9 protein-coding genes are annotated in these 12,036 nt (G+C 52.1%); 5 read left to right on the top strand and 4 right to left on the bottom strand.

The annotated features are described in order from the left end of the window. The first annotated feature begins 50 nt into the window (after positions 1–50). The gene (locus tag H7F31_RS10910) at positions 51–710 is read left to right on the top strand and encodes a response regulator transcription factor (protein ID WP_315970572.1); all 660 of its coding nucleotides are present in this window, start codon (positions 51–53) and stop codon (positions 708–710) included. Next, the gene (locus H7F31_RS10915) at positions 707–1,723 is read left to right on the top strand and encodes a sensor histidine kinase (RefSeq protein ID WP_187104197.1); all 1,017 of its coding nucleotides are present in this window, start codon (positions 707–709) and stop codon (positions 1,721–1,723) included. The genes H7F31_RS10910 and H7F31_RS10915 overlap by 4 nt, the downstream gene beginning before the upstream one ends. On the opposite strand, the gene H7F31_RS10920 is transcribed toward H7F31_RS10915, so the two are convergent. Both H7F31_RS10920 and H7F31_RS10925 read right to left on the bottom strand, forming a co-directional pair. Beyond that, positions 1,720–3,696, bottom strand: coding sequence for an ABC transporter permease (locus H7F31_RS10920; RefSeq protein ID WP_187104198.1), 1,977 nt, complete (start codon positions 3,694–3,696; stop codon positions 1,720–1,722). The two genes, H7F31_RS10915 and H7F31_RS10920, sit on opposite strands and share 4 nt — an antisense overlap. Continuing rightward, positions 3,693–4,442 (bottom strand): ABC transporter ATP-binding protein, encoded by a 750-nt coding sequence (locus tag H7F31_RS10925; protein WP_187104199.1) that lies wholly within the window; start codon positions 4,440–4,442, stop codon positions 3,693–3,695. The genes H7F31_RS10920 and H7F31_RS10925 overlap by 4 nt, the downstream gene beginning before the upstream one ends. 188 nt (positions 4,443–4,630) lie before the next feature. Here H7F31_RS10925 and H7F31_RS10930 point away from each other — a divergent pair, with 188 nt between their 5' ends. From H7F31_RS10930 to H7F31_RS10940, 3 genes are all read left to right on the top strand, one after another. Continuing rightward, complete coding sequence (locus H7F31_RS10930) at positions 4,631–6,397, top strand: ABC transporter ATP-binding protein (protein WP_261800375.1); 1,767 nt, start codon at positions 4,631–4,633, stop codon at positions 6,395–6,397. Then, a complete protein-coding gene (locus H7F31_RS10935) occupies positions 6,384–8,189 on the top strand; it encodes an ABC transporter ATP-binding protein (protein ID WP_261800496.1) in 1,806 nt (601 codons plus the stop codon). Before H7F31_RS10930 ends, H7F31_RS10935 begins: the two co-directional genes overlap by 14 nt. A gap of 872 nt (positions 8,190–9,061) precedes the next feature. Then, entirely contained in the window at positions 9,062–9,931 is an 870-nt protein-coding gene (locus H7F31_RS10940) for a YitT family protein (protein WP_187104200.1), read from the top strand. Positions 9,932–9,999: 68 nt separating this feature from the next. On the opposite strand, the gene H7F31_RS10945 is transcribed toward H7F31_RS10940, so the two are convergent. Continuing rightward, positions 10,000–11,217: an MFS transporter gene (locus tag H7F31_RS10945; protein ID WP_187104201.1), complete on the bottom strand. Its 1,218-nt coding sequence runs from the start codon at positions 11,215–11,217 to the stop codon at positions 10,000–10,002. Positions 11,218–11,219: 2 nt separating this feature from the next. Continuing rightward, entirely contained in the window at positions 11,220–11,954 is a 735-nt protein-coding gene (locus H7F31_RS10950; protein ID WP_187104202.1) for a glycerophosphodiester phosphodiesterase, read from the bottom strand. Positions 11,955–12,036: the final 82 nt, after the last annotated feature.

The following is a 12,036-nucleotide window of genomic DNA, read 5'->3' on the forward strand; positions in this document are numbered from 1 at the left end:
GGGAACCGAAGCAGCAGTGCGGGAAAGGAGCAATCGGCGTGTTTAAAATTATGGTCGTAGAGGACGACGAAAAAATACGGGCGATCGTAGCGGAGAGCTTGCGAAAGTGGCAGTACGAAGTGCTCGAAGTAACCGCATTCGACGGGATCGAAGATCAGTTCCGTAAGCACGAGCCCCATCTTGTGCTGCTCGACATTAACCTTCCCGTCTTTGACGGCTACTATTGGTGTCAGCGCATAAGGGCCATTTCGAAGGTGCCCATCCTATTTCTGTCGTCGAGAAGCCAGAATATGGACATTATCATGGCCATCAATATGGGGGGCGACGATTATGTGCAGAAGCCGTTCGACTTATCGGTACTGGTGGCAAAGGTAAACGCTCTGCTAAGACGCAACTATACCTACCAGGACGAGGCCTTGGAGCTGCGTCATCGGGGCTTGTCGTTCCATCTGTCCAACTCCTCCGTCGAAGCGGATGGCCATACGGCGGAGCTGTCGCGCAATGAATTTATTATTTTACAGGCGCTCATGCGAAATATTGGAAAGATCGTATCGCGTGATGAGCTGATGCATGCGTTATGGAAGGACGAACAATTCGTTGATGACAATACGCTCACCGTCAACGTCAATCGGCTGAGGCGCAGAATCGCGGAGCTCGGCCATGATGATTTCATCTCCACCCGCAAAGGAATGGGGTACATTGTGGAATGAAGCTGAAGTCGGTATGGAAGTTTATCCGCTACCAACGATCGTATATCATCATGTGTTTCGCTTGTTATTCGCTTGCAATGGCCGTTATCTACGCCGATCCCGGGATCCATTACAAATGGGACACGTATTTGTATGGATTGGGGTTATTGGCGTTGTTAATTACGGCTTTTTTTGCCTATCGGTATGTCCGGGAGACGCGAAGCATAGCGCTTCTCCGCGAAGAAGAGGGCGAGCCGATGACGCTTGAAGGCGAGGCTTGCCAAGACGAGCTGCACAGAATGGAGACGGAGCATATCCGCAAGCTGAACGAGGTAAACGAAAGAGGACTGGAGTCGTATCGGTTTATGGTATCGTGGTTCCATGAGATCAAAACGCCGATCGCCGTGCTCAGGCTGATCCAACAGACCGATCCCCGTGCAGCCGATATGGACGAGGAGTTGTCCAGAATCGAGCATTACGTGGACCAGGCGCTCTATCACGCCAAGCTGGACAGCTTTTATCAGGATTACGACATCGTCTCCTGCGATTTGGAGCAGCTCGTCAAGAATATGGTGAAGCAGCATGCCAAGACGTTTATCGCAAAAAAAATCAAGCTCGCCCTGCAGATTGAATCCGCTGCCGTGCAGAGCGATCCCAAGTGGTTGTCGTTCGTCCTTCAGCAATTGATCACGAACAGCTTGAAATATACCGATACGGGAGGCGAAATGAGCGTGACGGCTTCCGAGACGGCTTCGGAGATCCGGCTAACGGTTCGCGATAACGGAGCGGGTATCGATCCGAAGGATCTGCCCCGCATCTTCAATCGAGGCTTCACGGGCGAGAACGGAAGAGTGTACGGGAAATCGACGGGGATGGGGCTGTATTTGGCACAGGAGCTGTGCGCGAAGCTGGGTCATTATTTGACATGTCAATCGGAGAAGGGGAGTTATACGGAGATGACGATTCATTTTCCGCGCAACCATGATCCTTATCTGGATGCCATGCGCATTCAAGAGAAAAGCCGGGAGCATTAGAGCTTCCGGCTGACGATGCGTTCGTACACGCTGGCGGAGGAAAAGTACAGCATAACGTAGATCACGAAGTACACGGCCATGGAGCCGATCACGATGGACGTAAGCTGCGGGTAATCCTGCAGCGTCGAGAGCATGTAGGAATCTATGATGAGCCAGCTGTTCAACAGGCCGAGCACCAGCGGCGGGGCAAATACGAACAGCAGCTGCTTGCGAATAACTGCTTTCACTTGACCGCTGCGAATGCCGAGCTTGCGCAACGTATCGAATTGCGTCATGGCGTCCGTCGCTTCCCGCAGCTGACGGAAGTAGATGACGCTCGCCAGCGCGAACAGCGCGATAACTGCCAGGAACGCCCCGGAGAACAACAGGAGCGAGGAGCTCTCGATCTGCTTGGAGTAGACGTCGGCGAAGGAGGAATAGTACCCTTCCGGCGCCGCGGAATAGAATAGCAGCTGAACTTGCCGGGACAACTCTTCCGCATTCCCTGCATCTTCGATGGCATAGATTTGAAACGTCTGCTCCTCGGCGGATGGCTTCAACGAAGCATAGGCATCATCGGCGATGACGAGAACGGCTGCCTTGCTGCTCATGGAATCGTCGATAGTCGTTCTCCATCCCAGCAGCGAGTAGTCGAGCTGCTCCTTGATGGAGAGAGTTAGAGGAGCTGAGCCAACCTGGATCTCGAAGACGGGCTGTGAGCCTGCCGGATGAACGAGCGGAATATCGATGCCGGCGGATAACGCGATGGTCTCATTGCCGCTTAGCTCGTTAGGCTCGGAATGTCCCCTTAGCTGCTCGAACTCCTTGAAGGTGCTCCAAGGCACCAGCAGCAGGCCTTCAAGAAACTGCTCCTCGCCTTGGAAGGCGATCTCCCTGTCGGAGACGGCATCGGCCTTTAAGGTGTGCAGGACGCGATAGTCGAGCACGGGATGCTCTTTTTCGAAGCCGCGAATCAGGGCGTCCAGCTTGGAGCCGGTTTCCCCATCCAACGTTTCGAAAGCAATGTCGTTGGGAAGATTTTTTTCCGTTGCGCTGAATTGAACGCTATAATTGATGGCGACGAAGCTGGTCAGCAGGATGAGGGCCGAGCTGAACAAGGTGATAAACGCGAGATTAAGCGCATTGCTTCTGGCCTGGAAACGAAGCGAGGAAGTCCATAGCACCGTATTCCCCTCATGATAACGAGGCATCTTGCACAGCCTCGCCAGGATCCAGCCGGTGAACTGGCGGAAGAACAGCCATGTTCCCGCAATGATTCCCACAGAAACGGCGGTCATGGAAAACAGGCCGTACTCCTTCCAGACGATGGATTCACGCCCCAACACGATCAGCACGTAAGCTTGAATTAGCAGGACAATGGCAAGAAGGGCGGGAATCGCCGATGTTCGGATCGGTTTCTCCATGATCGACCGGGCGTGGAAAAGCTCGACAAGCTGAACGCGGTGGACCGTGATGAGATTCTGCAACCAGATGATAAGGATGATGGCGGCAACTACGGCTGCCGTCGTACCGACAGCGCCAGCCTCGAACGACAAGGAAACGCTTTGGTCGTATTGCATCAGTTTCATGAGCAGCATGCCGAACCACTTCGACAGCAAGCCCCCGAGCAGAATGCCCGACACGAGAGAGAGGGCGCTTAATATAACCGTCTCATAGAATAACATCCGCGTCACTTGCCTCTCGCTCATGCCAAGCAGCAAGTACATGCCAATCTCTTTTTTGCGTTGCCTCATGAAGAAGGAATTAGCGTACAGGATAAACAAGATAATGAATAGACTGATCGCTATGGAAGCAATGGTTACCCCTTGGCGAAACATATCGCTGTTCCGGAGTACGTTCAGAATATCTTCATTATACATAAGCGAAGAAAACGTGAAATGAATAACGACGCCTGCGATCATCGCGAACAGATAGATGGCATATAACCGAATATTGCGATTGGCGCCGCGAAGCGTCAGTTGGAGCAGGCTCATACCCGTCCACCCCCGAGCAGGCTTTGCGATTCCAGAATGCGATCGAAGAACGACTTGCGGGATTGGTCGCCCGCATACAGCTCGTTTACAATGGCGCCGTCGCGCAAAAAGATGACGCGATTGCAGTAGCTCGCCGCATAAGGATCATGCGTCACCATCAGGATCGTCGTGCCGAATCGGCCATTCATGCCGGCCATCTCTTCCAGCAGCTCTGTCGCGGATCTGGAATCCAGAGCTCCGGTAGGCTCGTCCGCGAAGACGACGGCGGGATTGGTGATAAGCGCGCGGGCGGATGCGGTCCGCTGCTTTTGTCCGCCGGAGATGCCGGCCGGATACCTGTCGAGAATAGCCCCGAGCTGCAGAGCCTCGACAAGCGGATGGAGCCGCTTCTTCATCTCGTCGGTCTTGAAGCCCCGCAGCGATAGCGGCAGCAGAATATTTTCCTGGACGGTAAGCGTGTCGAGCAGATTATAATCCTGAAAGATAAAGCCCATCCGCTCCTGACGGAAACGGCGAAGCTCTTTTTTGCCCAGCGATAGCAGCGACTGCTGCCCCAGCCATACTTCCCCGCCGGTTACCCGGTCAATCGTCGACAGTACGTTCATGAGCGTCGACTTGCCGGAGCCCGACGGCCCCATGATGGCTGTAAACTCTCCTTCGTTAACCGTAAGATCGATATTGCGAAGCACGGGCGTCTTGCCATAACTCTTGGATACATTACGGGCACGAATAATAGGTGTCTGCATAAGGTTTCTCCTCTCTGTTTCTTGTCTCTGTCCTCACTATACCGTCCAGCCGCTTCCCGTTCCATCGATTCTACGGAAAGCAAAGTGACACTTCTGTCACATACAGTTTTAATCATTTTTTACTGTTGTAGGATGGCGAAAATAAAGGTAATATTATACAATCGAATGCCGGAAAGCGGGGAGTTCCTTTGACTTTTTTAAAGCGATTGGATTGGTTTTTCAAGCAAAGATGGCGCAGTTACGCGATCGCGATTACGTTAATGACGATTGTCAGTCTGCTCTCATCCATACCTCCGAGATGGATTGGCAATACGGTTGACGCCATTAGCACCGGCGAGTTGACTAGAGATGACTTGGGCAGGAAGGTTATGCTTCTGGTTGGCCTGGCTCTGCTCACTTATGGACTTGTCTACGTATGGATCACCACATTATTCGGCAATTCGGTACTGGTAGAGAAGCTGCTTCGCGGCAAGCTGCTGGCGCATTTGACGGTATTGAGACCGTCCTTTTTCCATAAAAACAGCACGGGCGGATTAATGGCGCTTGCCACCAACGATGTGCTTGCCATCGGAAATACGGCGGGTTACGGCGTTATGACGCTCGTAAATACGCTCGTCGGAGCATCCGTCGTCATCGTCATGATGGTGACTTTCGTCTCCTTCAAACTGATGCTTGCAGCCTTGCTGCCATTGCCGCTGCTCGCCTTTGTCATTATAAAGCTGGGCGGGAAGGTGCGCATCCGCTTTATGGCGGCGCAAGCTGCATTTGGCAACATGAACGATCATGCGCTGGAGTCCATCTCCGGCATTCGCGTCATCCGCTCCTATGTGCAAGAAAACGCCGATCTGGCCGCTTTTGGCCGCGTAACGGAAGATGTCATGACAAAAAATCGTCAGGTGTCGCTTCTTAATGCCATGTTCCATCCCTTGATCTCTATTATTGTCGGCATCAGTTATACGGTCAGCATCGGCTATGGCTCCTATCTGGTGCTCGAAAACGAAATAATGATCGGACAATTGCTGACGTTCAATATTTATCTCGGCATGTTGATCTGGCCTATGATCTCTTTCGGCGAATTCATCAACGTGTTGCAGCGTGGAACCGCTTCAGCCGATCGACTGGATAAAGCGTTTAACGAGCGACCGGATGTAACGGAGCCCGTTAACCCTCTATCCGTGGACATTCCTGCCAGCGTCTCATTCGACCGTCTAAGCTTCACCTATCCCGGTGCGGCTGCGCCAAGCTTGTCCGGGATCAGCTTTCGCCTGGAGAGAGGAGAAACGTTGGGGATCGTAGGCAAGACGGGCAGCGGAAAGAGCACGCTGCTTAAGCAACTGCTGCGGCAATATCCCGTGCAGCCCAATGCAGCGTACATCTCGGATGCGCCGATTGAACGGATTCCGCTGGAGCGGACGCGAGAGTGGATCGCTTATGTGCCGCAGGAGCATCTGCTGCTGTCGAAGTCGATCCGCGACAATATCGCGCTCGGCAAGCCGGACGCAACGGATGGAGAAATTGACAAGGCAGTTGCGATGGCCTCCTTCGACACGGATATCGCGGGCATGCCGGAAGGACTGGCGACGATCGTCGGAGAAAACGGCGTCATGTTGTCCGGAGGACAGAAACAACGCCTTGCGATTGCCCGCGCTCTTCTCGTCGATTCCGAGATGCTGCTGTTCGACGATTCCTTGTCCGCCGTGGATGCCCGTACGGAAAGCCGCATTCTGAAGGCGATCCGCCGGGAGCGGGCCGGCAAAACAACATTTATTACAACGCATCGTCTATCCGCTGTCAGTCACGCGGACTGGATTCTGGTGCTGGAAGGCGGCAAAGTGCTGGAAGAAGGCACGCATGAGCAATTGATGCTGCTGGGCGGCTGGTATAAGCAACAATGGGAGCGCCAGCAGATGGAAGCCAGCCTGGAGGAGCAGGGGGATGAGCATGGAGATGCATAACGAAGGCAAAAAGGCTGGAGCAGCAACCATCAAAAAGCTTCTGGCCTATGCGCTGACATATAAGTTCAGAATTATTGGCGCTATTTTGATCCTTTGCTGCGCGGTAGGGGCAGAGCTGGCTGGTCCGTTTATCGTAAAAACCATTATTGATGATCATCTTAGCACAGGAGGAGATGGCGGAATGGCGCCGGTCCTTACGTTGCTGGCGATCTATGTCGGGCTGCTGGTTGCCGCGGGCGGACTGCACTTTCTGCAATCATACCTTCTGCAGGCGACAGCGCTGCGAATTATTCGCAATATGCGGATGGATCTTATGCGCCAAATTCACCGGATTCCGCTCCGTTACTTCGACAACACGCCGATCGGGGCTATCGTGTCGCGTATTGCAAACGATACGGAGGCGATCCGCGAGCTGTTTATGAGCTTCATGGCGACGTTCGTGGTCAGCTTTGTGCAGCTCGCCGGCATTTATACGGCTCTATTCTTACTCGACGTTAAGCTGGCTCTGCTCTGTTTGCTGCTGCTGCCTTTATTCGCCGTCATCATGGTTGTGCATCTCAAATTCTCGAAGCGGTACATAACCATCATGCGCGCGCGTCTCAGCGATATGAACGCGATGATTAATGAATCTATTAATGTGATGCCTATTATTCAGGCCTTTCGCAGGGAGCAGCGCACCATCGAGGAATTCGAAGAGCTGAATCATGACAGATACGTGAATCAGGTTAAGCAATTCCGCGTGTTCTCGTTATCATCCCGAAATATCGTCGGCACGATCGGAGCGCTTTTAACGGCGTTCGTTCTCTGGTATTTCGGCGGTCAAGCGTTGTCCGGGGTCATTCTGTTCGGCGTTCTGTACGCGTTCATCGATTACTTGGGCCGAATCTTTCAACCTATAATCGGCATATTCGACCAACTAACGAATGCCCAACGGGCATATGTCGCGGCGGAGAAGGTGTTTGCGATTATGGACATGGAAGGCAGAGATGTCGAGGAGACGCCTTCCCGGATTAGACAGGATACGCGAGGCGATATCGCATTCCGCGACGTAACGTTCTCCTACAAGAAAGGAGAACAAGTGCTGCGAAATATTTCGTTCGAGGTCAAGCGGGGGCAGACGCTGGCGCTGGTCGGCCACACGGGATCAGGCAAGAGCTCCATCATGAATCTGCTGCTTGGCTTCTATGAGCCGGATCAGGGAACCATTACGATCGACGGCAAGGACATCGGCACGATGTCCAAACAGGAGCTTCGCAAACCGATGGGGATCGTCCTACAGGATCCATATCTATTCGCGGGCGATATCTCCTTTAACGTCAGCATGTATCAGGAAGGCATTACGCAAGAACGCGTTGAAGCCGCGTTGCGGGAGGTTGGCGCGTCATCCTTTATCGATTCGCTGCCGGGCGGCGTTCATGAGCCTGTCGTTGAACGGGGAAGCACCTTCTCGGCAGGGCAGCGTCAACTGATCTCGTTCGCCCGCGCGCTAGCCTATGATCCCGCTATCCTTATCCTGGACGAAGCGACGGCCAGTGTCGACAGCGAGACGGAACATATCATTCAGCGTGCGCTTAAGGTCGTCAGCGAAGGCCGCACAACGCTGATTATTGCCCATCGGTTGTCGACGATTCGGGAGGCGGATCAGATTCTGGTACTGCACCGCGGCGAGATCGTCGAGCGGGGGAATCATGATTCGTTAATGGCGATGGAGGGCAGATACTACCGGATGTACCGGCTGCAGATGGGGGAATCCTCAGGAGAAGCGCAGCCCGCCGCTTCTTCCAAACCATAATAGTGTCTTATCGTATAGCTCTGCCGCTCTTACAGAGCAGCGGAGCTTATTACATTTTAATTTTTTCGTCATATGTGAACCAACGAAGGGATGGAGCAAAGCGCTCCTCTGATTGTGGAAATAAGGTCCCATATGAGGCTGTCGATTCATTGTGCAAAGGTGAAATTGCGGGCAAGAGTTCGGTAAGGAATGAACGGGAACAACTGTAACGGAAATGAAAGGCGTTATTTCAGCAAAAAGCAGCACTTTGCGAATCTAATGGAACTGATAGCCCTTATGAGGGGCAAAAGTCCACGGTTTGCCTGGATTTCTCACGAATAACGTCGCAGAGTTCCGTTAGATTTTAAAATCACGCCAAAAGATCCATATAAGAGCCCTCATTTCCGTAAACAGGTTGGTTGGCGATGATCGATCGCAGCTTCATTGTGAGTAACTGAGCTGAAACATTCTGCTTTCGCTAACGGACCTCAGAGCCTCTATTTGCAGCATTTTCACGATATTGAAAATCTAACGGACTCAGATGCCGCTATTCGGTGCATTTCCGCCCATTCTATGCGGTTTTGACGTAAGTAAGGTCGTCTGTGTCCGTTACAATTTGAAAAGGCCCCATTTTTGCGAAATAGCGACTGTGGTGTCCGTTACGATCAGCCTTTACTTAACTGCGCTACCGTCAACAATGAATCGCTAGCTTCTACTTGTCCGTTGGCAGAGAGGTCTTATGTTTTGCGTTCTAATGATGAACGGCTCCAACGGATGTTGATCCGATTTAGGGCATTAAACAAGTCCTCATTGATCTCAAATAGATATTGATGCAAGTTTGAACAAAAAAGATTATAATGAGAATCAGCAATCTTTAATGAGGGGGAACTTGTTTGCCGCATAGAGAACATAAAAAACTTTCCAGTCTCGAAATCATAAAACGTTTTGTTTTCCTTACGATCGGTTCTGTCCTGATGGGCGTGGCCCTGGAGCTTTTCCTTGTACCGTTCCAGATTATCGATGGCGGCATTGCCGGTATATCCATAATGTTGTCTGAGCTTACTCCTCTTCCTCTTAGCGTCTACTTATTTCTTGCGAACGTTCCGTTCCTCATCCTCGGCTACAAGCAATTAGGCAAAACTTTTGCTCTGTCTACACTCTACGGCATTACGATTATGTCTATTACGACGGCATTTCTGCATCATGTCGGCGCCTTTCCGGAGGACAAGCTTCTGGCTGTCCTATTTGGCGGTATGATTCTGGGGGCCGGCGTAGGTCTTGTTATCCGTTACGGAGGCGCCCTAGACGGCATCGAAGTGGTATCTATCCTGATCGCCAAAAAGATGCGCGTCGCGGTAGGACAAGTCATCATGGTCTTTAATCTCTTAATCTTCCTGATTGCGGGTTTCGTCTTCGAATGGACTTCCGCCATGTATTCCATACTGGCCTATTACATAGCGATCAAGGTAATCGATATCGTTGTCGAAGGATTGGAGGAATCCAAGTCGGTGACGATTATTTCGAAGGAACATGTCGATATTTCCCAGGCAATTATCGATCGGCTTGGCAGAAGCACGACGCTGCTGCAAGCCCGAGGGGGGTTCTCCGGCGATGATCTTCAAGTGGTCTATTGCGTAGTATCACGGCTCGAACTTGCGAAGTTAAAGTCTATCGTACACGAATACGATGAGAAGGCGTTCATCGCGATCGAACATGTCTCTGACGTGCTGGGCGGCAATTTTAGCAAAAACAGCATTCATTAAACGTTTAAAGGCGATGCCAAGGACAGAGGTCCTGACATCGCCATTGTTGTTTAACGCTGAATTAAACGCTACATAGAAACAGGCGGCTGTGCGGGAAGAGACTTGCCCTGATCACGAACGCCTAGCAGAAATAACAGCGCAATCACCATCCCGGCGGCTGCGATATAGAACAGCATGGAGTATCCCATCCAATCGATTATGACGCCCATTAAAGGCGGAGAGGAGATGGCGGCGATGGATGAGGCGATATAATAGATGCCGGTACGCGTGCCGATACTGCTCTCTTCGCCCAACTGGACGATGAACGGATAGGAGTTAATGTTGATGCACGCCCAGAAAACTCCTCCTATGAGCAGCATGATCCGCAAGAGCAGCACCGATTCGATCAGCGAGACCAACGAAAAGACGACGATAAGGCCGATTATGCCAAGCAGAATGATCTTTTTTTTGCCGAATCGATTGCCTAGCATTCCACTAGGGATGGCCGCGATGACAAAGGAAAGCGAAAAAAAGGCGAGCGAAAATGCCGCAGCGCTGTCCGTCATGCCCAGTCGATTCGTTCCATAGAGCGTAAACAAGGCTTCGACTCCTTGGTAGGAGAAAAACCAAAAGAAAATCGCCCCTAACAGAAACAGCGTAGGCTTATTCCATTCTTTTCGGTAGTCGCCGGGCTGCGCTTCCGCTTTGCGTTCCAAGACAAAGCTGGCGGCGTGCGGTTCCCGAATGACGAAAAACAATACCGTCAAACAAAGCAGCGTAAGAACCGATGATGTTAGAAAGGGCAGCGACGTATGCCAGTCGTTTAAATAGGCGCCTCCGGCAAAAGCAAGAATGGAGCCTACGCCTCCCATGAAATTAATGATGCCGTTAGCCTGCGTTCGCTTCCCCGGCGGCGTCAAATCCGGCATCAGAGCTACGGTAGGCGATCGGTATAGGCTCATGGAGAGATTCATAAGCACCATAAACAGAATCAAAGTCACGATCCCGTTATGCCATGGAATTAACGCTCCGAACACGGCGGCCAGCGGCATGCCGATGAGCAGGAAGGGCATCCGTTTGCCGAACTTTGTGCGGGTCCGGTCACTCTTGCGTCCGATCCAGGGCTGGAGGAACATCGCAAAGTAATTGTCGATCGTCATCATGAAGCCGATAAGCCCCACGTTCTTAATAAAATGCTCCAAATAGAGCGGCACATAAGCGTTGTACAAAGCCCAAGTAATGCTGATGCTAAAGAAGCCGAGACCAAGCAGCCAAATTTTTCGCGGGGCGTAGGCTATGGCAGTCATCGCTACCTCCTGCTTTGAATGAGCTTATGCAGCCGGTCGGGATAATCCGTAATGATGCCGGCAACACCTGCTTCGATAAGACGGAGCATCCCTGCTTCTTCATTAACGGTGAAGGGGTGATAGACGATGCCGGCTTCTTCCGCTTCCTTCACCCATTCGGGAAGGACGGCATAATGATACGCGTGCAAGGCATCCGCATTCAGCGTCGCGGCATATTCCCAAGGCCGATATAAGCCCTCCATATATAAAATGCCCGTGCGAATGTCCGGGGCCAGCGACTTGCAGAGCGCCAGCGAATAATGATTGAAGCTGGACAGGACGACGCGATCGGCCAAGCCTGCCTGGCGTACGGCCGAGATAACTTCGGCTTCCATTCCCGGATATTGGACGGCGCCGTTCTTCAGTTCCAGATTAAGAATAAGCTCTGATTCCGCGGCCAATGCCAGCAGCTGATCCAATGTTGGAATACGTTCGCCAGCAAACGATGCGTCGAACCAGCTGCCGGCATCAAGCTGGCAAATGGCTTCGTAATCGGTGTCAACGACGAGACGAGCCGCACCAGCCGTTCGTTGCAGCGACTCGTCGTGAATACAGACGAGCACGCCATCCTTCGTTCGTTGAATGTCTGTCTCAATGCCGGTTGCGCCTAGCTCCAGAGCACGGGCGAATGCGGCCATCGTATTCTCCGGACAATAAGCGCTGGCACCTCGATGGGCGAAGTTGATCATGGATTTCATGGGGACACATCCTTTTTCCTTTTTTATAAGAAGTATACCGCTGTTATGTTCGAACCATGTTAAACGCGCGAGTTGATTTTAT

The sequence above is a fragment of the Paenibacillus sp. PAMC21692 genome (assembly GCF_014303795.1).
In the GTDB taxonomy this organism is placed as follows: domain Bacteria; phylum Bacillota; class Bacilli; order Paenibacillales; family Paenibacillaceae; genus Pristimantibacillus; species Pristimantibacillus agaridevorans.